General features: G+C 46.4%; 24 protein-coding genes. 17 read left to right on the top strand and 7 right to left on the bottom strand.

Features of this window, described 5'->3' with window-relative positions:
* Window positions 1-89: 89 nt before the first annotated feature.
* From GXM22_RS05735 to GXM22_RS05690, 8 genes are all read left to right on the top strand, one after another.
* Entirely contained in the window at window positions 90-446 is a 357-nt protein-coding gene (locus GXM22_RS05735; protein WP_035394436.1) for a hypothetical protein, read from the top strand.
* Between the two features lie 41 nt (window positions 447-487).
* Window positions 488-1,288 (top strand): helix-turn-helix domain-containing protein, encoded by an 801-nt coding sequence (locus GXM22_RS05730; RefSeq protein ID WP_005934156.1) that lies wholly within the window; start codon window positions 488-490, stop codon window positions 1,286-1,288.
* A 36-nt stretch (window positions 1,289-1,324) separates the two neighbouring features.
* On the top strand, window positions 1,325-1,840 hold the full coding sequence (locus tag GXM22_RS05725) for a hypothetical protein (protein ID WP_242651646.1): 516 nt from the start codon (window positions 1,325-1,327) through the stop codon (window positions 1,838-1,840).
* A 173-nt stretch (window positions 1,841-2,013) separates the two neighbouring features.
* Complete coding sequence (gene ant(6), locus GXM22_RS05720; RefSeq protein ID WP_006426509.1) at window positions 2,014-2,880, top strand: aminoglycoside 6-adenylyltransferase; 867 nt, start codon at window positions 2,014-2,016, stop codon at window positions 2,878-2,880.
* Window positions 2,881-3,639: 759 nt separating this feature from the next.
* Complete coding sequence (locus GXM22_RS05705; RefSeq protein ID WP_090141176.1) at window positions 3,640-6,027, top strand: ABC transporter permease; 2,388 nt, start codon at window positions 3,640-3,642, stop codon at window positions 6,025-6,027.
* A gap of 126 nt (window positions 6,028-6,153) precedes the next feature.
* Window positions 6,154-6,414 (top strand): hypothetical protein, encoded by a 261-nt coding sequence (locus tag GXM22_RS05700; protein ID WP_055158484.1) that lies wholly within the window; start codon window positions 6,154-6,156, stop codon window positions 6,412-6,414.
* Window positions 6,415-6,419: 5 nt separating this feature from the next.
* Entirely contained in the window at window positions 6,420-7,085 is a 666-nt protein-coding gene (locus GXM22_RS05695) for an ABC transporter ATP-binding protein (protein ID WP_004611618.1), read from the top strand.
* Window positions 7,086-7,099: 14 nt separating this feature from the next.
* Entirely contained in the window at window positions 7,100-9,484 is a 2,385-nt protein-coding gene (locus GXM22_RS05690; RefSeq protein WP_004611619.1) for an ABC transporter permease, read from the top strand.
* A 225-nt stretch (window positions 9,485-9,709) separates the two neighbouring features.
* Here GXM22_RS05690 and GXM22_RS05685 read toward each other — a convergent pair whose 3' ends face one another.
* Window positions 9,710-10,675, bottom strand: a complete 966-nt coding sequence (locus GXM22_RS05685; protein WP_270441363.1) for a DUF6076 domain-containing protein — start codon at window positions 10,673-10,675, stop codon at window positions 9,710-9,712.
* A gap of 377 nt (window positions 10,676-11,052) precedes the next feature.
* On the opposite strand from GXM22_RS05685, the gene GXM22_RS05680 reads away from it, so the two are divergent.
* From GXM22_RS05680 to GXM22_RS05645, 8 genes are all read left to right on the top strand, one after another.
* Window positions 11,053-11,277, top strand: coding sequence for a helix-turn-helix domain-containing protein (locus GXM22_RS05680; protein ID WP_005362423.1), 225 nt, complete (start codon window positions 11,053-11,055; stop codon window positions 11,275-11,277).
* 147 nt (window positions 11,278-11,424) lie between these two features.
* The gene (locus tag GXM22_RS05675; RefSeq protein WP_004614949.1) at window positions 11,425-11,628 is read left to right on the top strand and encodes a hypothetical protein; all 204 of its coding nucleotides are present in this window, start codon (window positions 11,425-11,427) and stop codon (window positions 11,626-11,628) included.
* A gap of 286 nt (window positions 11,629-11,914) precedes the next feature.
* Entirely contained in the window at window positions 11,915-12,232 is a 318-nt protein-coding gene (locus GXM22_RS05670) for a DUF3847 domain-containing protein (RefSeq protein ID WP_008816380.1), read from the top strand.
* 2 nt (window positions 12,233-12,234) lie between these two features.
* Window positions 12,235-13,707, top strand: a complete 1,473-nt coding sequence (gene mobQ, locus GXM22_RS05665; RefSeq protein WP_074104019.1) for a MobQ family relaxase — start codon at window positions 12,235-12,237, stop codon at window positions 13,705-13,707.
* A 47-nt stretch (window positions 13,708-13,754) separates the two neighbouring features.
* Entirely contained in the window at window positions 13,755-14,495 is a 741-nt protein-coding gene (locus tag GXM22_RS05660; protein WP_035394978.1) for a CHC2 zinc finger domain-containing protein, read from the top strand.
* Window positions 14,380-15,720: a virulence-associated E family protein gene (locus GXM22_RS05655; protein ID WP_009321442.1), complete on the top strand. Its 1,341-nt coding sequence runs from the start codon at window positions 14,380-14,382 to the stop codon at window positions 15,718-15,720. Before GXM22_RS05660 ends, GXM22_RS05655 begins: the two co-directional genes overlap by 116 nt.
* A gap of 270 nt (window positions 15,721-15,990) precedes the next feature.
* The gene (locus tag GXM22_RS05650; RefSeq protein WP_004849804.1) at window positions 15,991-16,176 is read left to right on the top strand and encodes a hypothetical protein; all 186 of its coding nucleotides are present in this window, start codon (window positions 15,991-15,993) and stop codon (window positions 16,174-16,176) included.
* Window positions 16,177-16,214: 38 nt separating this feature from the next.
* Window positions 16,215-17,906 carry a recombinase family protein gene (locus tag GXM22_RS05645; protein WP_005936058.1) on the top strand — a complete coding sequence of 564 codons (1,692 nt, stop codon included), beginning with the start codon at window positions 16,215-16,217 and terminating at the stop codon, window positions 17,904-17,906.
* A 10-nt stretch (window positions 17,907-17,916) separates the two neighbouring features.
* Here GXM22_RS05645 and GXM22_RS05640 read toward each other — a convergent pair whose 3' ends face one another.
* From GXM22_RS05640 to GXM22_RS05615, 6 genes are all read right to left on the bottom strand, one after another.
* Window positions 17,917-18,108: a hypothetical protein gene (locus GXM22_RS05640; protein WP_005936061.1), complete on the bottom strand. Its 192-nt coding sequence runs from the start codon at window positions 18,106-18,108 to the stop codon at window positions 17,917-17,919.
* Window positions 18,089-18,331: a hypothetical protein gene (locus GXM22_RS05635; RefSeq protein ID WP_035394008.1), complete on the bottom strand. Its 243-nt coding sequence runs from the start codon at window positions 18,329-18,331 to the stop codon at window positions 18,089-18,091. Before GXM22_RS05635 ends, GXM22_RS05640 begins: the two co-directional genes overlap by 20 nt.
* Window positions 18,332-18,945: 614 nt before the next feature.
* Entirely contained in the window at window positions 18,946-19,734 is a 789-nt protein-coding gene (locus GXM22_RS05630; protein WP_005932470.1) for an ABC transporter ATP-binding protein, read from the bottom strand.
* A complete protein-coding gene (locus tag GXM22_RS05625; RefSeq protein WP_005932467.1) occupies window positions 19,734-20,768 on the bottom strand; it encodes a FecCD family ABC transporter permease in 1,035 nt (344 codons plus the stop codon). Before GXM22_RS05625 ends, GXM22_RS05630 begins: the two co-directional genes overlap by 1 nt.
* On the bottom strand, window positions 20,765-21,766 hold the full coding sequence (locus GXM22_RS05620) for a FecCD family ABC transporter permease (RefSeq protein WP_005932464.1): 1,002 nt from the start codon (window positions 21,764-21,766) through the stop codon (window positions 20,765-20,767). The genes GXM22_RS05625 and GXM22_RS05620 overlap by 4 nt, the downstream gene beginning before the upstream one ends.
* Complete coding sequence (locus GXM22_RS05615) at window positions 21,763-22,830, bottom strand: iron-siderophore ABC transporter substrate-binding protein (RefSeq protein ID WP_005932462.1); 1,068 nt, start codon at window positions 22,828-22,830, stop codon at window positions 21,763-21,765. Before GXM22_RS05615 ends, GXM22_RS05620 begins: the two co-directional genes overlap by 4 nt.
* A gap of 213 nt (window positions 22,831-23,043) precedes the next feature.
* On the opposite strand from GXM22_RS05615, the gene GXM22_RS05610 reads away from it, so the two are divergent.
* On the top strand, window positions 23,044-24,048 hold the full coding sequence (locus tag GXM22_RS05610; RefSeq protein WP_097772339.1) for a LacI family DNA-binding transcriptional regulator: 1,005 nt from the start codon (window positions 23,044-23,046) through the stop codon (window positions 24,046-24,048).
* Window positions 24,049-24,166: the final 118 nt, after the last annotated feature.

The following is a 24,166-nucleotide window of genomic DNA, read 5'->3' as shown; positions in this document are numbered from 1 at the left end:
AATCGGCTTAAAAAACAGGCTATTTCCACGTTCTCGGAATTGTGATAGAATAAAAGAAATCCATAAAAAATTATAGAGGGGGTATCTACGTGAACAATAAAACCAAAAGCAAAATACAACAAATGATGGATTCATTTGTTGATACCGGAATGGATACAGCAACTGAATGGGGAAACGATTGCATTAAAACAAATCTTCCAAAGGTATTAGATCAGATGTCCTCTTATGTCAAAGAGTTATTTGCATCAATAATAAGCCAAAACAATAATTCAATTCGAGAAAATGTGCGACAGGCAATTTTTGCGGGAATTGAAATAGGGGAAGATAATAAAGAGCAGTCATTAGTTCGAGCGATGGTCGATGAAGGGATAGAACAAGAAAAAATTCGCCTTATTTTACAAAAGTCAAATCAATATCTTATAACTCCCGAAGAACTTCAAAAATAAGCAACTAACATATCAGAAATTTGCCCAGAAGGAGGGAGAGCATGGAACTATCCATACAAGAACGATTGAAAGACCTGCGTGTAGAGCGTGGCTTGACGCTGGAACAACTTGCGGAGCAGACCCATCTCTCCAAGTCTGCTTTGGGTAGTTATGAGGGGGACAAGTTCAAGGACATTAGCCACTATGCCCTTATTGAGTTGGCAAAGTTTTATGAAGTGACCGTTGATTATCTGCTGGGCCGGTCTGAAACGAAAAATCACTCAAACGCCGACCTTGCAGACCTGCGTTTGAGTGACGATATGATTGAACTATTGAAAAGCGGGTTGGTGGACAATTCCCTCTTATGTGAACTGGCGACACACCCGGATTTCCCCCGGCTCATGGCCGACCTTGAAATTTATGTGAATGGCGTGGCGGGAAAACAGGTGCAGAGCGCAAATGCCATCGTGGACGCTGTGAGCGCAACGATTATGAAACAGCACAATCCCGGCTTGACCGACCCGCAGTTACGGCAGCTTATTACCGCCCATATTGACGACGACAGCTTTTGCCGCTATGTGATACAGCAGGACATAAACAAGATAGCCCTCGACCTGCGGGAAGCCCATAAGGACGATTTTTTTAGTGTCCCGGAGGACAACCCACTGGAAGATTTCTTGCAGACCGCAGAGGAAACCACCAGCCCGGACAGCGACCCAGAGCAGGCGGCTATGATGTTTATCTGCAAGCGGCTCAAACTGAATTATAAGAAGCTGTCCGAGGAAGAAAAGAAGTGGCTGAAAAAGATTGCACAGAAGTCGGACTTGCTGAAAAATCCAAAGCCGCAGCGAGGACGGAAGTAAGAGAATAATAAATCAGATTATATGGAGGTATTGGTTATGAAAAAATGGTTACTGATAATTTCAGCGACTGTTATTTGCGTTGCTGCCGCTTTTTTATATTTCTTTAGTTTAACTCCCAAAGGAGATACCATTACCAGCAGAGAAAGCATACTGAACACCGCAATTTCAAAGGGGAATGAATGGACTATTGCAAAAGAACTGGAACTTGGCGGTTATATCGTGAGTGGAGCATATAGTGCAGATAATAAATCTACACTTGCCATCTTTGAACCAACAGGAAATGGAGATTACAAATTTAGTACATCAACAAACCGAAATAGTGATGAGATTATTGTTGGTGGCGTTGCAATAAACGGAGAATGGTATGATTTAATTTGGTTTAATGGTGCTAAAACAGAGTATGCCGAAATCACTTATACAATAAATGGACAAGTGCAAGATACATTGAGATACAGCACAGATGATATGGATATTATCTCAATTAAAAACCCAGAAAAAGAGTATTCCATTCATGTGGTTTACTATGACAATGATGAAAATAAGTACGAATAAATTGTTTTTCATCGAGAAAATAGCAAAGCCAGCCGAGCCAGTCAACGGTCAAGATGAACGGCGCATTTCATGCGCCGCCGTTGACAGTCCCGCCCGTCTTTGCTAAAGGGTAATCAAGGCGGGAAAGCCCTAAAATGGTTTCACACCTATTTCAATAATTGGAGGAGATAAAAATGAGATCAGAAAAGGAAGTTTATGATATTGTTTTGAATTTTGCAAAAACAGACAAACGCATTCGCATGGTTACTTTGGAAGGATCTAGAACAAATACAAATATTCCGCCTGATGATTTTCAGGATTTTGATATTACTTTTTTTGTTACGGATATGGACAGCTTCACAAGTGATGATAAATGGCTAGATATATTTGGTGAAAGGTTGATTCTGCAAAAGCCGGAAGATATGGAATTATTTCCAGCTGTAGAAAAGGGATTTTCATATTTAATGCTGTTTACTGATGATGTTAAGATAGATTTAACTTTGCTGCCGCTGGAACTGATAGACGAGTATTTTACATGGGATAAACTGGTAAAGTTACTGTTGGATAAAGACAACCGTATCGTAAAGCCGCCAATACCAACGGATATAGACTACCACTTGCAGAAGCCTACTCAAAGAATGTTTGACGATTGCTGTAATGAATTTTGGAATACTACAACATATGTAGTAAAGGGCTTATGCCGCAAAGAAATTCTTTTTGCTATTGACCATATGAATGATATAGTACGAAAAGAATTGCTTCGCATGATTTCCTGGCTGATTGGTATCAAACAGGGATTTCATTTCAGTTTGGGAAAAAACTATAAATTTATGAAGCAATATGCCCCAGAGGAATTGTGGGAACGACTTATGTCCACTTATAATATGGATTCCTATCCCCATATGTGGGAATCCTTTGAACAATGTATGGCATTGTTCCGGGAGGTTTCGTCAGAAGTGGCATGCCAGTTGGATTACCAGTATCCACTATATGATGAAAAAATCAGTAATTATGTGATTCGGCAAAAGAAAAAATATGGCATTGAAGATGATAACAAATAAAATTTTTTCAATCGAAAAAATTTATTTTGATTATTCAATTTTGAAAAACTGAATACCTCAAAATCAGAAAGAGCGCGGACAAGCACTTTGAGGGATTGACCGCCTTGTCCACCCATTCAGTGGGACGGCGGGCGGCGGTCAAGGCCGGGTGTAAACCCGTTCATTTCAGCCTTGACGGTTACCCGCTGTCCTGTTACTTTTCCGGGAGTGTGGCCACAACTTCGGGACACTTTGTCCACAAGTCAGAGCGTAGGACGAAGAACGGGGGCTTTCATATACCTGCCGCCGTTCTCTGAAAACAGCCCGATTTTTTGCTCATTCCCATTCGCAAAAATTCAGCCTGTTTTCCTGCCGGAGCAAACGGGGCGCATAAAGCACCGCACCCCGTTTCCCCCGTCAGCCACGCCAGCAGGTATAACACACTACACTTTGCAAGCAAAGTCGTGTGCCAAAGGGGACACCCCTTTGGAAACCCCAGACAACAAAATAGGCTGAACACCTCGCACTTTCCTGTGCTTGATGTTCAGCCTTTATTTGTTGTCAGCAGCCCGTTTCACGGTCTGTTTTCGCCCTTTGTAAAGTTTGGCGTAGTATGTTTCGGCGGACGGCCATTTCCGGCTGCCCGCCGTAAATTTTTTTGAAATGTCCGAGCGTTGTAACATTTCACCCCGATTTTCAATGAAATTTTTTGGCCGCTGTAACATTTCACGGACATTTGGGTTTTACAATACCCTTATCAAATATGGAGGTGATACAACTATGACATGGCCTTTTGAGAATGACACCAGCGCCATTGTAAAGAAATTAGCAAAACGCAATGTATCTTCAAATCGTATTTTTTGCTTTTTTAATGTTTTGACCATTGCGCTGGCAATTAGTTTGATTGTGGGAATCTCCTTATTCCAACAAGGCAGCAAAATTAGTGAACAAAAGATTTTGAATCAAATGCAGCAAGCTACCATCGGGGGGCTTACAGCAGAACAGATAGAAGTTCTGAAAAAAGAACCTGATCTTGAAGATATTGTACCCTATAAGCATAGTGATAGTTTTCTGATGGATGGGATCAAATTTGAAGCGGTTTATATGCCGACTGGTTTTGGAATTATAAAATCCTATGAATTAGTCAGTGGAACCTGTCCAGAACAGTACAATGAAATTGTAATTGATAAAAATGTTCAATTAGAGCTGGGGTATCAGCTAAATATAGGAGATACCATCACTTTACCAACGGCGGGGAGTAAAACAGAGGATTTCATCATTACTGGTTTTACTGATAATGTGGAAACAGGAACATTTTACTTTTATGTCTCCCCAGCGTATGCAGAACAGGGTGTGTTATTATCGGATATTCCATATAGTGCCTTGATTCGTGTAAATGGTGCCACGGAAATGGGACTTATTGATTTTGAGAATACAGTATATCGTCTGGCTTTATCCCAAGACATAAGCAGGAACCAACTTTATTTTAATAGCAAATTCTGTTCCTCACTTATTAGTGGATCAGGAATGGGAGGTGTTCTTTTAGCTACTCTTTTTATTGCATTTTCAAGCGGAATTGTCATATACAGTGTGTTCTACCTTTCGGTATCAAATCAAGTATCGCAGATTGGACAGCTCAAAACTATTGGCATGACAGAAAAACAAATTAAGCGGATGATTCGTAAAGAAGGGTATCGTTTCTGCCTGTTCGGAATACCTGCCGGTATTACAGTAGGTATCATATTTGCATATTTGTTAGAGCCGAATGGAATAACGATTATCAATGCCATAGCCACAAGTATTTTAGCAATAATATTAGGCATTATCATCGTACAAATTTCCGTATACAAGCCCGCACAAATAGCTTCAAATATTTCCCCTATTGAAGCAACAAAATATGTTGGAAACGATCCAGAACTAAAAGAAAGTAGAGTGCAGAATAGGAAAAATCATATTCGGCTCTCACCGTATTCTTTAGCCGTATTGAGCGAAAAGCAGAATCGAAAAAAACACAATCTGACGATTGCCTCGCTTGCAATCGGCGGGATTTTATTTATGGTTGGAGCCACTTTTATATCATCATGGAATCCAGATTCCTTTGCAAGAATGGGGAATTTGGAAGATGGAGAATATTATATTACGATTAACCACAATACATTAGTCAACCCGAAACCGTATGGTATTTCGGAGTATCAAGTTAATACGCCTTTTTCACAAGAACTCATGGAAGAATTGCAACAAATCCCGGAAGTTAAAGAGATTTATGCTACGGAGAGAACCGCAGCCATTATTGAGTATCACGATGAACAATTAGAAATTCCCATTATTCCGATTACGCCTGATAATCAGGAGGAAATTTTGAAAACGCTTCCTGTTGATTGGACATACGAAACATTGGTGAAACAAGACGCTATGGTTATATTAGGAACAAGCGTACAGAAAGAAGTCTATCATGCTTGCCCGTCAATAGGAGAAAAAGTGACATTACGATGGTTTGATGGGGCTGAACACAGCATAGATATTTTGATTGCCGGTACTTCCGAAAAAAGTATGAATGAGGGCTTTTATCTCCCCAAAGAAACCATAGAAAAGTTGTGGGGCGATATGGATTTAACAGCTTCCTTAACTTTGTCCGTACCTGAATATGAAAAAGTGGGTAAATCAGTAGAAAGCAAATTAAATAATATACTGTCCCGACACCCTGATTTGGTAATGGAAACCTTACAAGAGGTAAAAGCATCTTCGGCAAATACGATTCATAATACCAGCGTACAAGTTTATGGGGTATCTGCCTTTGTCATTATGTTTAGCATTTTTAATCTGACAAACACCTTGATTAGTCGTATCAGTACAAGGAGAAAAGAATTTGGAATATTGGAATCTATCGGTATGACAAAAAAACAGATAAAGAAAATGCTGCTGCATGAAAGTGTCTTACTGATTATTCCATGCTTGATTATTACGGTTGTGGCAGGAACCTTGATGGGTTATTTGTTAGTACGGATATTGTCTGCGAATGGATTAACTTATTTTCAATATACTTTTCCTTTTATTCCATTACTGATTTACGGTGTCTGCTTAATAATAACACCTATTATAATTTCTGCTATCTGTCTAAAAATTCAATGCAGAAATTCGTTGGTGGAACGGATCAAAATGGCAGACTGATTTTGAAATGTCCGAGCGTTGTAACATTTCACCCCGATTTTCAATGAAATTTTTTGGCCGCTGTAACATTTCGCGGACATTTGGGTTTTACAATACCCTTATCAACAAAAGTGAGGAGGCGACGCAATGGAACTGCCCCCGACATTGATTTTGAATCTGGCGCTGCTGATCGTCCCGCCCGTTGCCCTTGTGCTGGTGTTCCGGCAATGGCTGGCCCGGCACATCCGCCGGACGGTTGCCTTGACTGCTCTCTGTGATGTTCTCCTATTTTGGGATGAACTGTTCTACTATGAGAGCTTCGGCCTGTTCGCTGTGCTGATTCTGGTGCAGTTGGCGGCCACCGGCGCAGCAGCGTTCCGCATTTACAACAAACAAAAAAAGGATTGAATTTTATGAGCATTTTACAGACTATCGACCTGAAAAAGTATTACGGCACAGAGCCGAACATCACCCGCGCCCTTGACGGCGTGAACTTCTCCGTAAATGACGGCGAATTTGTGGCCGTTGTGGGAACCTCCGGCAGCGGCAAGTCTACCCTGCTTCACATGATGGGCGGGCTGGACACCCCTACTTCCGGCAATGTGATTGTCCGGGACAAAGAACTGTCGAAGATGAACGACGAACAGCTCACCATCTTTCGCCGCCGCAACATCGGCTTTATCTTCCAGAACTATAACCTTGTTCCCATCCTGAATGTGTATGAGAACATCGTCCTGCCGGTGGAGCTGGACGGGGACACGGTGGATCAGAAGTTTTTGGACGAGATCGTTCACCTGCTGGGGCTGGAAGATAAACTGAAAAATATGCCGAACAATCTTTCCGGCGGACAGCAGCAGCGTGTGGCTATCGCCCGCGCCTTGATTACCAAACCGGCTATCGTGCTGGCCGACGAGCCGACCGGCAACCTTGACAGCAAGACCAGCGCCGAGGTGCTGGGGCTTATCAAGCGCACCAGTGCGGAGTTTCGGCAAACTGTTGTGATGATTACGCACAATGACGACATTGCCCGCCTTGCAGATCGGATTGTCCGCATTGAGGACGGAAAGATTGTGGAGTAAGGAGGTGGCAGGCTATGACATGGCCTTTTGAAAATGATACCAGCGGCATAGTAAAGCGCATATCAAACCGCAGTATATCGGCAAATCGAAAAAGAAATATCTTTATTATTTTGACGATTGCACTTGCCAGCGCATTGCTATCTGCTATTGTCCTCTATGGCTTTGGGGTTATGCAGGAAACGCAGAACCGCAACCAAAAAACAGCGCAGATTATGTATCATGCGATTTCTGAACAACAGGGACAGGAACTATACAAGCAAGAAGAAATTGCGTGGGTTGGGGAATTTTTTAACGCATTTTCTGAACAGGTAAACCATTCAACCGTGAATTTTACTTATGCAAATGCAGATATGCTAAAATCCCAAAGTATGCTCTATTCGGGAGATTTACCAGCTTCGGAGAATGAAATTGTAGTGCAAGAATCCTTTTTGGATAGTTTGGGCTATTCAAATGAATTGGGACAGACAATTCAAATCCCCTTTTCTGACGGCACTACCCATGATTTCAAATTGACGGGAATCTTAGATGTGAAAACCGGCGATATTGGGCGCTATACAGCCATTATATCGAAAGAATTAGTAAGACAGCAGTATGGCGACGGAGGCATGATTGATTATTACATTGGGCTGAAAGGCGCTCAAAACATGAGCGAGGAAGAAGCCACCAACTATGCAAACACTCTGGCGCAGCAATTAAAAATTTCCGATGATAATGTGATTGTCCGTTCCACATATTTTAACTTAAAGGACGAAAATCACGGAAGCGATATGCTGTTCTATTTCTTGATCGGTTTTGTAACTTTCATTGGTTCCGGCATTGTGATCTATTCGATTTTTTATATTTCAGTAGCAAGCAGTATCCGTAACTATGGACAGCTTCGCACAATCGGAACTACAAAACGACAGATCAAAAAGATGGTTTACCGCGAGGGGAAATTACTTGCTGCCATTGCTATCCCGATTGGTTTGGTTATTGGAAATGTGATTGGGTACTTCCTGATTCCTGCCGGTTGGTACTGGCTGACTACTTTATGTGTGACGGTCGGGGTTGGCCTTTTTGCATTTATTATTGTGATGATTGCCATTCATACTCCTGTAAAAAGAGCTGCGGCAGTATCTCCGCTGGAAGCATTGCGATATTCCGATTATCAGGGGAAAATGAAAGAAAGTTCCGTGTTGCACCGTAAAATAACGCCTGCTTCACTTGCTAAAATGAATCTGTCCAGGCAAAAGGCAAAGTCCACTTTAACAATACTTTCTCTTTCACTCGGCGGAGTATTGGTTGTATTGATTTCGACAATGTTAGTTTCCTATGATGGCGTTGCAGAGGCAAGAGGCAGGGCTTTCCCTGTCGGTGAATTTAACATTCAGCTCAACGCAAATCAATCGTGGGACACTGCTGGTATTTCTTTGTCTGGATTGCAGCAAAAGAATTTTCTAAATGCCGATTTTATAAATGCAGTAGAATCTATTGATGGCGTTACAGGAATCAAGCACTGGTATTACACGGACGCAGAATATCGTGTAAATGGTAATTCTGGAAAATGGATTCAGGGCTTTTGCCGAGATGAACAGCAGAATTTGGAGAAAGAGCGAATTGCGGGAACGACTGATTATGATGAACTGGTGGCAGGCAATGGAATTGTCTTGCTTCAAGAGCGTGCCGATCTCTATGATATTGAGGCTGCGTTGGGTGATACCGTCGAAGTGGACTATAAAACCGAATCCGGCCAAATTCGCACAAAGGCCTATACCGTCATGGGCATTGTAAACGAATATTCTTACTCCGGCTTCTCAAAATGCTTTGCGCTTCCGGAGCAGTTTATGAATGAAGCGACCGGGATAGATTGCACAGGTACGATTTCCGTAATTACCGATATGAAAAAATATGATACGGTAGAAGCTGCATTAAATCAACTGATAGACGGAAATAGCGATTTGGTTATGGAAACCATAAAAGAAAGTATCACTTATTATAGCGGACTTCAACAACTTTCTTTCGGGGTATTGTTGATCGTGGCTGTTATTGTTGTGTGCTTTTCTTTAATCAACCTTGTCAATACGACAATCACAAACTTCTTATCCCGTAGGCAGGAAATTGGAATGTTACAGGCGATTGGTTTGAGTAAAAAGCAGCTTATCAAAATGCTGTGCTATGAGGGGTTAATGTATTCAGTTTTTGCTACGCTGGTAACATTGGTTTTGGGGACTGGACTGGGCTTCCTATCCGTACAGGTCGTTGTGAAAACGATGAATCCATACTTTTACTATTCATTTCCGTGGCTGATCGTATTGATATATTTAGCAATCCTGCTGATTGTGCAATTCACCTTGATTTCTTACACAACTGGAAATCTGAAAAAACAATCTCTTGTTGAGCAAATCAGGACGATGGAATAGCCGTATGGGATCGGCGGGGCGGCGTGTGCTGCCCCGCTTTTTTCGCCATTTCTCAAAAAAATTTTTGAAATGTCCGAGCGTTGTAACAATTCAGCCTGTTTTTCTGTCGAAATCAAAGGCACCTCGGACATTTATAGTTCTTCCAAAAGTTTGATGATAATATTACCATTCATGGAAGAAGCAATCTGTTATTGCAATAATGCGAAATTGACGATAGAAAGTTTTTCATATCTCGGTCAGCTCAACAATTACATTACTCTGCTGATACAGCCAGTCCGTAAATTCTTTCGGGCTGGCCGTTCCTGTTTTTACAGCCTTTTTTCTCTGTAAGGCTTCTTTCTTAAAGTCGGAAAAGGAAGCCTGTATTTTTTCCAGACGGTCAGCCGGAAAGCCTGCGGTATTTTTTACCCGGTTTATTTTGTTGCGCCAGTTCTGGCATTCATTTTTATAAAGCAGGTCATAGTTATTTTCTCTTGACCTCTCGTCAAATTCCCGCTTGTTTTGAAGCGCCTGTGCTTTTCGGCACTTGTCGCTGCACAGCTCATACCGCTGGCTCTTTGCCAGAAAATATTTTCCACAGACCTTGCACCGCCGGAAGCAAAGCCCCCAGTCATTCAGCCTGTTCAGATAATAGGTAATCAACGGGTAGAGGGACGCATAGGCAGACACACATTCTTCTGTGCGCCGGTTGTCCGGGAACCAGAGGTCAAGCCGGGTATCTTCTGACGGTGCGCCTTTGAAATAAAGGCTGCCAGCTTGAAATTGTTTCGGTTTTCCTGTCTCCCTGTCAAAGCTCATGGTTTCGTTTTGGAATACCCCGGTCAGTCTGCTCATTTTATCCATGAAGCGGTCACAGGCAGCGTTACGGTCACGGGGTTCTCTGGCAAGCAGATAGCTGTTCCAGATACGGAACGCCACATACATTTTCAGAGGGTCGTTGCTAAGATATTTCTCCCAAAGAAATTCGCTTGCCGCCTGCTCCAGCTCCGGCTGTTTCCATCGGTTGGAGTGGAGAGCTTGCCGCAGCGGAGAAAGCCCGTATAAGTTCCAGTCTCTGTCCGTGTCACGCTCAAAGTTTATCAAAAAAGTTCCCAGTGGGCGTGTCATATCACAAAGCACCTCTGCGTTTTGGCTCCCGTTCAGACGGAAGCGGATCTGCTGTTCTTCCCCAATCAAAATCCGCTCTTTCATTTTCTTCCTGTCCAGCGTCAGGACAAACAAAATCCTCTCAAAACATGGCTCATGCCGTATAAACTGATTCTCCATCCCTATCCCCTGCCTTTGTTTATGGTAATTATATAATTCAGTTATATCCGTTACACTCATGGTATCGCAGAATCATTGTTTTGTCAAGGATAGTACGCTATGATGATTGCGGTTGGTAATTTCGTACCGCACAGTACCTTGACAAGTGAATGACCGTCCAAAAGGGATATGACCGGCAGGAGAAGTGACGCATTCGGCGCACCAATGCAGGGAAACACCGCAGGAATGGGGCAGGAAAACGGCTTTTGGGGAGAACGGCAACAGGAAGCATTTTAACCTATTTGATTTATGGGAGGAACAGAATGAACGATAAAAAGAGATTGAACAGCTACGAGGATTTACCGCTGGTTCTGGATGTGGCGGACATTCAGCGGATTATGGGAATTTCAAGAGCGAGCGCCTATGAGCTGGTACACACACCCGGCTTTCCAGCGTTCCGCAGGGGCAGACTTATCAAGGTCAGCAAAATTGCTTTCTTTGAATGGATGGCAAAAGGCTCCGAAACCGTACCGGGAAGCGACAAATAAGCGTGAGGTATCATTCCCTGACTTGCAATACTGCCGCACTTTCCAAAGGGGCATACAGAGGGAAAAAAACTTAAAAATGATACCGAGACGCTACATCAAAACAGCCTATCTGCGTACATCAGATAGAAACGGAGAAAGGAGCCGGTTATGGCAAGAATGAGTAACAAGCGGCGGTTGGAATGGTCTTTCTTCTTAAATGACCGCAGCCGTATCACTTACAACGAACTGTGCCGGAAATGCCAGCACGAATGTAAACAGAGCTTCCGGGCGGTTGTGGTTGACTGCCCGAAGTATCTTTCCAAGCGTTCCAAGAAAAAGGACAAGACTGCCGGAAACGGCAAAATCCCTTAGGAACTAAGGGCGCACTTCTATACATAGTCTAAAGACCATGTATCGTGCGTCCTGCGGAGCTTACCTCTGCCGCTGATAAAATCAGCAATCCGAGGTCTGCGTTCGCTTCGCTCCGACAAGGTGGCTACACCCCCTTGCGCCGCTAAAGCGGCTATCCCCTGTGTACCCGCCGCAAAGAGAAATCCGCTCTGCGGTTTTCCCTTTTCATCGGGTTTTATAGAAGCACTGACACACGGACTGTCTGCGGATGGTCTTTCTTTATCTTATCAGCAAAGGATGTGAGAACATGGAAAAATCTTTGGAACAGTTGAAGCAGGAATATGAAAAAACCACTGTCCTGCTGGAACAGGAAAAACGGAAAATGCAGCGTTTGAAAAACCGGCAGGCGTATCTGGAAAGCGGTTCCCGGAAACAGAGGACGCACCGGCTGATTACCCGTGGGGCAGCTATTGAGAGCATTGCACCACAGACAAAGGAGCTATCCGAAGCGGAATTTTATTCCCTCATGGAAAGCATTTTGAATCTGCCGCAGGCGGAGCATTTCATCCGGTCTGCCACAGAGAACCACGCCCGTATTTCCGGGCAGGAGAAAGGCGGTGACTAAGGATAGCACTTTATCATTTTTCAATCGCACAGATCAAGCGCAGCGCCGGTCAGAGCGCCATTGCCAGCGCAGCCTATCGAGCCGGGGAGCGTCTTTACAGCAGCTACTATGGAGAAGTCAGCGACTACACCAAAAAGGGCGGCGTGATCGCTTCGGAAATCATGCTGCCGCCCCATGCGCCGGAAATATATCTTGACCGGGCGACCCTCTGGAATGCTGTGGAGAACTGCGAGAAACATCCAAAAGCACAGCTTGCCTATTCCTTTGATATTGCCATGCAGAATGAATTGACGCTGGAAGAAAACATGGAGCTGGCGAGGAAGTTCGTACAGGAGCAGTTTGTGACAAAAGGCATGATTGCCGACCTTGCTTTTCACAGCCCGGAGAAAGAGGACGGCGGCATCCCTAACCCGCATTTTCATGTGATGACAACCATGCGCCCTTTGAACCCGGATGGCACATGGGGACAAAAACAGCGTCGGGAATATCTTCTTGATGAAGATGGAAACCGAATCCGGGATAAAAACGGCGATTATATGTTTAACGCTGTCCATACAACAGACTGGCATGAGCCGGAAACGCTGGAACACTGGCGGGAGCAGTGGGCGGCTGCCGTTAATACAAAATTTGAGGAAAAAGGGCTGGATGTGCGTATCGACCACCGTTCCTATGTGCGGCAGGGGCTTGACCTGATACCTACTGTCCACGAGGGAGCTAATGTCCGGCAGATGGAAGCAAAGGGCATCCGCACCGAGAAAGGGGAACTGAACCGCTGGATTAAAGCCACCAACCGGCTCATGCAGGATGTGAGGAAGAAGATCAAAGCCCTGTTTGTCTGGATGGCAGAGGTAAAAGAAGAACTTTCCAAACCGCAGACACCGAGCCTTGCCGACCTGTTGATCGCTTATTACAACCAGCGCAACGCAGGGGCATGGAGCAATAAAGCCAGAACCGGAAACTTAAAGCAGTTTGCCGAAGCCGTCAATTATCTGACGGAAAACAAGCTGCTCACATTAGAGGATTTGCAGGAGCGTCTTTCCTCTGTCAACGAAGAATTTGAAGCGTTAAGCGACTCCATGAAAAAGAAATCTGCCCGGATAAAGGAATTGCAGGAATTGATACGGGAGGGCGAGAATTACCAGCGGCTAAAACCTGTTCATACGGAATTGAACAATATCAAGTTTAAGAAACAGAGGGAGAAATTTGAAACATCCCACGATGCGGAGTTACGGCTGTTTTATGCCGCCCGCCGTATTTTGAAAGAAAAACTGGACGGAAAACCCATTGCCCTGAAAGCATGGAAACAGGAATACGCACAGTTAAAAACAGAGTATGCCGAACTGTCTCCGCAGCACAAGCCACTCCGGGAGGAAGTCATACGGCTACGGCAGGTGCAGAACGCCGTAGATACCGCACTGCGCCGGAGGGAGCAGCCACAGGCAGTACAGAGAAAGAAACATGAGATGGAGCTATGATATAACCGGCAGCTTTACCGCTACCAGTATTTTTATGGAGGGAGCATTTGAATGTATTTGAAGCGGTGAAACAGTCTGTTACCACCCGGCAGGCTGCTTCATTCTATGGAATCCGGGTGGGGAGAAACGGCATGGTCTGCTGTCCATTCCACAATGACCGCACGCCCAGCATGAAAGTGGACAGCCGCTTTTACTGCTTCGGCTGCGGGGCTTCCGGGGATGTGATCGACTTGGCCGCTTTGCTGCATGGATTGGGGAAACGGGAAGCTGCGGTCAGGCTTGCGGAGGACTTCGGCGTTTCCTATGAGAAATCCGGCAATGCGCCGCCAGATAGGAAGCGTCACAACAGGTCACAGCCCCGACAAAAATCAGCGGAGCAGAGATTTCAGGAAACGGAACGGTATTGTTTCCGGGTGCTATGCGATTATCTGCGCCTGCTGGAGCATTGGAAAACAGCACACGCCCCACAGCCGCAGGATGCCATCTGGCATCCTCTTTTTGTGGAAGCGTTGCAGAGGATAAGCTACACAGAATACCTTTTGGATATTTTGTTATACGGAGAAATAGAAGAAAAAGCGGCATTGATCGCCGCACAGGGAAAGGAGGTGTTGCGGCTTGAACTGCGAATTTCAGAGCTTGCCGCCGGAAACGCAGGAAGCGGTCAAAAGGACGATGGACACAATGGAACCGGCGCAGACACCGGCAGAAATCCGGGAAACATTAGAGGGGACGCAGAAAGGCGGCGTGAAGAACAGCATCCGAAACTGCCTGACGGTGTTCCAGCGTGACCCTCTGTTTCGCGGGGCGCTGCGCCTGAACCTTTTGACGGAGCAGATTGACATTGTGAAGCCGCTGGGCTGGGAGCGCACCAGTACCACGCTGACCGACATGGACATGAACTACCTGCTTTTGTATCTGGAAGAAAATTACGGGCTTACCAGCGAGAAAAAGGTGCAGAGCGCCATCAAGATTGTTGCCAATGAAAACCGCTACCATCCAGTCAGGGATTACCTGAACAGCCTGCAATGGGACGGCACAGAGCGCATCCGTTACGCCCTGCATCACTTTCTGGGAGCCGATACGGACGAATACACCTATGAAGCCTTGAAACTGTTCCTGATGGGAGCCATCCGGCGGGTATTCAGACCGGGGAGCAAGTTTGAGGTCATGCTCTGTCTGGTTGGTGGTCAGGGAGCCGGGAAATCTACCTTTTTCCGGCTGCTGGCAGGCAGGGACGAATGGTTTTCAGACGATTTGAAAAAGCTGGACGATGAAAATGTGTACCGCAAGCTGCAAGGGCATTGGATTATCGAGATGTCGGAGATGATTGCCACAGCCAACGCCAAGAGTATTGAGGAAATCAAGTCATTCTTAAGCCGCCAGAAAGAAACCTACAAAGTGCCGTATGAGACACATCCGGCAGACCGGCTGCGGCAATGTGTATTTGGAGGGACGACCAACCGGCAGGACTTTTTGCCCCGTGACCGCACCGGCAACCGGCGCTTTCTCCCCGTGACGGTGTACCCGGAACGGGCGGAGGTTCACATACTGGACGATGAAGCGGCGGCGAGGGCGTATATCGAACAGATGTGGGCGGAAGCCATGACGGTTTATCGCAGTGGGAAGTATAAGCTGTCATTCAGCATGGAAATGAACCGATACCTGAACGCCCACCAGCAGGACTTTATGCAGGAAGACACACAGGCCGGCATGATCTACGCCTATTTGGAGGACTACACCGGCGACAGGGTATGTTCCAAGCAGCTTTATGAGGAAGCGCTGGGGAACTTAAATTCCCCGGCAGACTGGGAGACACGGGCAATCTGCGAGATTATGAATACCGGCATTGCGGGCGGCATCATACAGGGCTGGGTAGCCTACAAAAGCCCGAAGCGGTATAAGAAATACGGTTCTCAAAAAGGCTGGGAGCGTGTCAACCAAGCTCCGCCGGAGGGGGACGGTTTTCAGGAAATCACGGAAGAAGAAGCCCGGCAAATGGAACTTCCATTCTGAAAAGCCACCGGTTGACAGTTTGGTTGACGCTTTGGTTGACAGCCGGTTGACGGGGAAAAGCCTGATATTTGGGGCATTTCTCTCCTTTGTCAACCATGTCAACCAAGAAATCAAAGAAAAAGTAAAAAGTAATAATAGAGCGCCTATGGATTGTTTTCAAAGTCTTTTCTGCCGGTTGACACGGTTTGGTTGACACGGAGACAGTCTGCGGCTGTACACCTGTCTGACATTCCCTTGTCGGGCATATTTCATTTATGGAGGTAACTGCCTATGGCAAAAAGCAAAAACGAGAGCAATAACAAAAACAGCGGCACCCTGCTTACCGAAAAAGACGGCACCCAGTATTTTGTCATGGGGAAAGTCCGTATCAAGGTATCGGAGCATTTCGCACAGGATGGGAAGCCGCTTGACAGCCTGCTGGAAGATGTGATCCAGCACGCTGCCGCCGCTTCCTGAAAAAATACGGAATAACGACTGTCAATCAGCCCACGCTTATGATATACTTGTACCAGCGAGTATTGTATAAGCGTGGGTTGTTTCTTTTAGAAGGAGGATTTTTAACCGTGAAACAACCATACAATACAACGATTTATAACACTGCACTATATTTGAGATTGAGCCGTGACGATGAATTACAGGGGGAAAGCGGCAGTATCCAGACCCAGCGCATGATGCTTAGACAGTATGCCGCAGAGCATGGGCTGACCGTTGTAGACGAGTACATTGACGACGGATGGAGTGGGACAAATTTCGAGCGTCCAAGTTTCCAAAGGATGATTGATGACATCGAAGACGGGAAAATCAACTGCGTTGTCACAAAGGACTTATCCCGTCTGGGAAGAAACTATATCCTGACCGGTCAGTACACGGAAATCTATTTCCCCAGCAAGGGAGTACGCTACATTGCCATCAATGACAATGTGGACACCATCAACGGAGAAAGCGAGCTTGCACCGTTCTTAAACATCCTGAATGAAATGCACGCCCGACAGACCAGCAAAAAGGTCAAGGCTGCCATGCACACAAGATTTGCCAATGGCGCACACTATGGAGCCTATGCACCGCTGGGCTATGTAAAAGACCCGGACAAAAAAGGTCATCTTCTGATCGACCCGGAAACACGCTGGATTGTAGAGAAGATTTTTGACCTTGCTGTACACGGGCGTGGAGCCGCCAGCATTACACGGATTCTGGTGGAGGAAAAAGTACCTACCCCCGGCTGGCTGAACTATGAAAGATACGGGACTTTCGCCAATATCTACGCCGGTGCGCCCGCAGAAAAAGCCTATGCGTGGACGATAGCACAGGTCAAGAGCATTTTGAAAGAGGAAACCTACATCGGTCACAGCATTCACAACAAGCAGAGCAACATTTCATTCAAGAACAAGAAAAAGGTGCGGAAGCCGCAGGAAGAATGGTATCGTGTGGAAAATACCCACGAAGCCATCATTTCTGAAGAAGTGTTCCAAAAAGTTCAGGAGCTGATTGCAAGCAGACGCAGGAAACGCAGAAACGGTACGACACAGATTTTCGCAGGATTGATAAAATGTGCAGACTGCGGATGGTCTTTAGCCTATGGGGAAAACAAGCAGAATAAGAACCCATACGGGTACTACCATTGCAGCAAGAACGGGCAGGGATTACGCCAGTGTTCCATGCACTATATCCGCTATGATGTACTGTATGCCTATGTGCTTGCAAGACTGCAATACTGGTCTATGCTGGCACAGAAAGACGAGGACAAGCTGCTGAAACGCCTGCTCAATGCCAGCGACAGGGAAAGAAACTCTGCGAAGAAAAAGCAGGCTGCGGAGCTGAAAAAGGCAGAGAAGCGTAAAGCCGAGGTTGACGGGCTGTTTGCTAAAATGTATGAGGACTGGTCTGCCGGACGCATAACCGAGTATAACTTCAATATGCTGTCCGAGAAGTACCAGAACGAGCAAAAGGAGCTTGAAACAAAAATAAGACAGCTTCACGAAACGATGGAAGCCGCCGTACAGACCGCAGCGGATGCTGAAAAGTGGATTGCCCTGATGAAACAGTATGTCAACCCTGTGGAGCTGACCGCCGAACTTCTGAACACTCTAATTGAAAAAATAACCGTCCACGAAGCTGTCAAGGGCGAGGACGGAAGCCGTGAGCAGGAAGTAGAAATCTACTACCGCTTCATCGGCAAAATCGACTGACCTTTCTTTTTTACCCAACAATATCTTTAATTAAGGGAGACGGGGTGTGCCCATCCAGAATGTAGCCATTCCATGTGATGATGGGATTCAGAAGACGACCCTCGGCAATGATGTTCTGCTCAAGCTGCTGTTCTTCCTCAAACTGCAGCGGCGGAATTTTGCTTTGAAACTCCGGGTCAATTTTAAGCTGGCTCAGTTTCACGTCGGTTCTCCTTTCCGGTCATTTTCGATTTACGGACAATGGGCTGAACGTAGTAGTCAAACCCATATCGTGTCTGGCAATACGTGCAGACATCCTTGACGAGCTGCCTGGGGTCGGCTCTGCGGAGCCGGACGTCCTTTGCGTCCAAAAATGCCCCTCGGCAGACGGCGCACAAAGTTGTCAGGGTGGATTCGTCCACCTTTTTTGTGGTCTTGCGGTTCATTTGCGTACTCCTTTTCGCTGATATATAAAAACGCCGTCCGTGGTTCCCCTCGAACGGCGTTTGGAAAAGGTTTTGTATGGTTTCTCTTAATTTGTCCCCGGCACCCCTGAGAAAGGGAAACAATCAGGCGTTGGATTTGCACCACTCCATTGGCCTCTCGGCCACCCCGTCTTCTTTATGACCGGGCCGCGAATTACGGAAGTATCATTATCTGGAAGTACCTGAAGCTGCATATTCAATTTTCAAGGTCCGCCCGGCTGCGGCTCCCGATCCCTTTCGGAGGTGGGCCGCTGCCGTGACAATAGTGTATCGTACTTTCGAGCAAAAGTTTATGGACTCGTAGTCCAAGTCACCCACCCTCTTAGTCCATATATTGTATACAACAGTCCCAAAAAGCAAAAAAATCCCGCCTGAAAAGCAAAACCTTCGCTTTGCCCTCAGACGGGATGTCTTTCTATAAAATTTCAAAAAGGGATTGACTTGAAATCAACTTCAAAGGTTATACTGAACGTCTCAGAAAATTTCAGTTGCCTCCTGTGCGGCAGGTACAGGCCCCAAAATACCTCTCCCGGCCATCACATGGTCAGGAGAGGTTTGCCTAATTATTTGGTTTATCAGTATTTTCCCTTTGGTACAATGAGTGGTGCTCCAGAAAGTGGATCCTTCATAACAATGCAATTAAGTTGATACACCTTTTGCATCAACTCTTCTGTAATGACATCTGCCGGTTTACCTTCTGCAATCAATTTTCCACGGCAGAGCGCAAACAAATGATTCGCATATCGTGCAGAAAGGTTCACATCATGCAAAATCATTACGATGGTCGTTCCCTTTCTGCGGTTTAACTCTGTCAGCAAATCAAGAATTTCCACCTGATAGGCAATGTCCAGATAGGTTGTCGGCTCATCAAGCAGCAAAATGTCTGTCTCCTGCGCCAGTGCCAGAGCAATCCACACTCGCTGCCGCTGACCGCCAGAAAGCTCATCCACACATCGGTTGGCCAGTTCTGTGATTCCCATCCGTTCCAGAGCATCCTCAACTGCGGCATAGTCCTCTTTGGTCATATTCTGCATGAACTTCCGGTATGGATATCGTCCACGTGCGACCAAATCTGCCACCGTGATTCCCTCCGGTACCGTTGGAGACTGGGGAAGAAGTCCAAGCATCTGCGCCAGCTGCGTGGAAGGATAACCGTGAACTGCTTTTCCGTCCAGAACCACCTGTCCTTTTTCGGGCTTCAGCAACCGTGAAAGGGTTTTCATCAGGGTGGATTTTCCGCAACCGTTCGCTCCAATGATCACACTAACCTTGTGAGCCGGGATTTCCAGATTCAAATCTTCAATGATGGTGGTTTCATCGTAGCCCACAGAGAGATTTTGAGTTTGCAATGTATGCTCTGTCATCAGACACGCTCTCCTTTCTTATTGATTTGCAGCAGGAGCAGCAGCAGATATGGTGCACCCAAAATTCCAGTGATAACACCCACCGGATATCGCACTGCAAAGAGATTTTGTCCTACCAGCTCTGAAGCCAGAATTAGAACCACACCTACCAGTGCCGAAGCAAGCAGATTGGTACGTCCTTTCCCAACGATTCTTGATGCGATTGGACCTGACAGAAAAGCAACGGACGCGATGGGGCCAGTGATAGAAGTTGCCACAGCTGTAAGAAGTAATGCGCACAGAATGGAGCCCAACCGTACACGCTGGACAGGCGCTCCAAGCGTGATGGGGTATTCTTCTCCCAACTGCATAACCTGCAAGCTTCGATTTAGCACTATTAAAATGAAGCCACCTACCAAAACTGTGATGCTCAGCACCGGAACATCTGACATCTGGACACCATTCAAGCTGCCCCGCAGCCATCGTAATGCTGTGGCAACATCGTATTCAGAGCCTTTCAATAACATCCATGAAATCAAGGCATTGAGCATAGCCTGCATTCCGATGCCAATCAGGATCATCCGACTGCCGGAACAGCCATGTCGGTCACGCGCCAGCAGGTAAATCAACGCTGCGACGAAAAGTCCGGCCAACACAGCAACGAGCGATACGATACCGCCGCTCCATTTGAGCATCAGAATACAAAACACTGCTGCTGCACTGGCTCCACTTGTAACACCAATAATATCCGGACTTGCCAGTGGATTCCGAAGCAAGGTTTGAAATGTGTTTCCGGACACCCCGAATGCGATTCCAGCAAGAATTCCAATGAGCATTTTAGGCAGCCGGAGAGTTTTGATGGTAAATGCAGCTCCTTTTGTCCCTTCACTGGTAAGAATCTTCCAGACTTCTGCCAACGAATAGTAAGTGTTGCCGCATGTCATCACCAGACAAGCCAGAACAACGCTCAGAATGATGAGCACAGCGGCTGCCAGAACAGAGCGACGGTGTCTTTGGGCAAACCCCTGCCGCACAGAAATGTTCGGTTTGTTCATAAACTGCGCACCTTCGCTTTCTTTGCTACAAGAATAAAGACAGGTGCTCCCAGAACAGCCGTTACAATTCCTACTTCCAGTTCACCAGGGCTGCCCAGAACACGGCCAAGCACATCGGCGAGAACCAGCAAGGCGGCACCGTATAATGCAGAAAGCGGAATTACTGTTTTAAGGTCAGCACCAAGCGTCAACCGGACAAAGTGCGGCACCATTAACCCTACAAAGCCGATTGGTCCTGCCAATGCAGTGGTGGCTGCACACAACAGCACACCGCCCAGTGCAGCCAGTGCTCGCACCAGTTGCACATTGACACCCAGACCAGCAGCCAATTCATCACCCAAAGCCAATGCATTCAAGGCTGGAATCAATATCACCGCTAGTACAAAACCCACCAGAAGATATGGCAGAATGGTGCGTATCTCCCCCCAGCTTGTACCACTGATGCTGCCGACCTGCCAAAAGCGAAATTCTTTCATGACAGAACTGTCCGGCAGCATAATGGTGTTGACTAAGGCAGAAAGAGCCGTGCCAGTGGCAGTGCCAGCCAATGCCAGTTTGATCGAAGTCGGACCGCCATAACCTACCGATGCGATACCGTAGACAAAAACAGCAGTCAAGGCCGCACCTGCAAAGGCCAGCCAGATATATTGCTGGCTGGATGTAATGTGCATCCACGCGATTCCAATCACGACAAACAGGGATGCGCCGGTATTGACTCCAAGTACACTGGGATCAGCAATCGGGTTTCGGGTCACAGCCTGCATGAGAGCACCTGATACGCCCAGTGCGGCTCCCGCCAGTACTCCAAACACAGTGCGCGGAATACGAGCCCAGACGACCGATGCCTCAAAAGTTCCTGAATCTGGATTTTGAAGAGCCTGCAGAACCTGCCCGATGGGAATAAGATTGGAACCATATGCTACGGAAGCCAGCATACATCCTGCCAAAATGATCATACCCAGCAGAGTGATTCCAATCACACGCTGCCCATTCTTCATACAGCTTTCTCTGCCACAGCATTCAGGACTTCCAGATAGCGGTCAATCGTATACGGAATCGACAGGATAGAGGGTGTGCTGGAAGCAGCCAGATCATCCGAGGAATCCAGCAGAACCACAGCACCGTTCTTCACCGCCGAAATTTCACTCAGCAGGGGATCAGCCTGAAGCGCGGTCAGCAGTTCATCTGTACCGTAGGTGATGATGATTTCCACATCGCTGAACTGATTTGCATTCTCCGCACTGACTGTCAGTGCAAAATCCTTCCCGTTATCCAGTGCGGCAACACTATCCGGCAGCGGCATTCCAAGATCCGTCAGAAATGCGGCACGCGGATCCAATGTGGTGTAAATATAGAATGTGCTCAGATCCGAAGCACTCAGCCAGAAGAAGGCTGCCTTCTTGCCCTCAATAGCAGGATACTCTGCCAACTTTTTCTGAATCATAGCGTCAGTCTCAGCCACCAGAGCTTCACCTTCACTCTTCATGCCCATCGCCGTAGCATCTACAATTGTTTCTTCGCGCCAAGTAGTAGACCATGCAACGCTGGGATATGCAACCGTCGGAGCGATCTGGCTCAACATATTATATTCTTCTTCGGAGAAACCGGAGTAAGCAGCCAGAATCACGTCCGGAGCGCAATCACTGATGGCCTCATAATCCCAGCCGTCCGTATCACTGAAGACATTCGGCGATGCACCCAGCTTTTCAAATGCGGCAGCAGTCCAAGGCAGCAGGCCGTCTTCGTTGACCGGGCCGAAGTTTGTTTTGGAAACACCAGTGGGCACGACACCCAGAGCCAGAGGCACATCCGGATTACCCCATGCAATTGCAACAATGCTTTCGGGCTTCTCCTCAATGACCGTCTCGCCATAAGCATGCTGGATGGTGATGGGATATTCCACCGCTTCATTGGAAGCTGCACTTTCCGCAGAAGAAGCCGTGCTTTCGGAAGCAGATTCACTGCTTGCAGAGGAAGTGGAGCTGCCGCAAGCGGCCAGCAAAGCGGCGGCACTGACCACACCTGCGGTCAGAAGAAAATTACGACGCGAAATCTTTCTCATAGTTCCCTCCAAAAATAGAACATCATTTCAGATAACATAAATGCATTCCGTCAGTTAGTAAGTTGTAACTAACGTCAACGGCGAATATTATACACTCCCTTTTGATGGCTGTCAATTAAAATTTTATTTTTAGCTAAAGTTATTTTAATTTCTTGACAAAATTTAATTCTTCATGCAAAATAGAAAAAAGCATTGCAAAAGGGGTATTTCTTTATGGCTGTAATGAAAGATGTTGCAAAACTGGCCGGCGTTTCCATCTCGACTGTCAGTTTTGTTTTGAATGGAACTGCAAAAGAGCACAAAGTTGCGGATAAAACTGCCCAAAAAGTACTCTGTGCTGCGCGTGATTTGGGATACCAGCTGAATGCGCCGTCTGTTATTTCCCCTTCTCAGCTTACCATCGCACTGTTTTTTCCATCTGTCTCTCTCAGCGCAGAAGTCAACCTCTTCGCTTCTGCAATGGAACGACAGATTCAACAGACAGACACCCCTTTTAATCTTCTGCTCTGCCTCTACGAACGAGGTCAATTGGAAATGCGAATCCGGAACCTTGCACCTTCCGCATATACAGCAGCCATTGTTGTTGCTGAATCCGAATCCGACCGAAATGCATTGGAAAAACTGCCAAACACGCTGCCGTTGATTCTTTTCAATGGCACAAGTCGTAATTTCTGCAGCGTATCCTGCCAGACAGAGGATTCCATCCGACAGGCCGCGCAAATCATCTCCGCAAAAAACTATCACAACATCGTCATTCTATCCGGAGTTCAGCCTGATTGTTCCGAAGATGATACGCTGAATCAGCTAATGATTATTTTGCATCAGCAGGGAATCCCGATTTCACTCCAGCAATGTTTCTCCACAGAAAACTCTTATCAAGGAGGGGCTATCGCAGCAAGACGTATCCTGAACCTTTCTGAGAAGCCGGAACTTGTGATCACGATGAACACAACTCTTGCCTTTGGTGCGATCCCTCTTCTGGCTCGAAATGACTTTATTTTTACGCAGCAGGCCGAACTTCTCAGTTTTGGACGAATGGAAGACCGGAATCACCTGAGCAACTATATTCCCTCAATCTCTTTTATTGGAATCCCGATGTCTTTAATTGCAGAAGATTGCTTTACGCTGGCACTTCGTCTTGCTCGTGGGGAACTAAAAGCCGCCGAGCATGTTCGCTGTCAGTCCAATCTGATGCTGAATGCCAGTTTTACGATTTGATACTAGGAGCCTGCTGCATCCGTTCTCTTTATACAAAATGCCGCCAGTGTATCATGTGAAATCCATCACACGGTACACTGGCGGATATGCTTTTATCCCTTATGGCCAGTTACAGCCC

It is taken from the genome of Faecalibacterium duncaniae, from assembly GCF_010509575.1.
Taxonomy (GTDB): Bacteria; Bacillota; Clostridia; order Oscillospirales; family Ruminococcaceae; genus Faecalibacterium; species Faecalibacterium duncaniae.
Note: the sequence above shows the minus strand (reverse complement) of the source record. Positions and strands in the feature narration are given on the sequence as shown.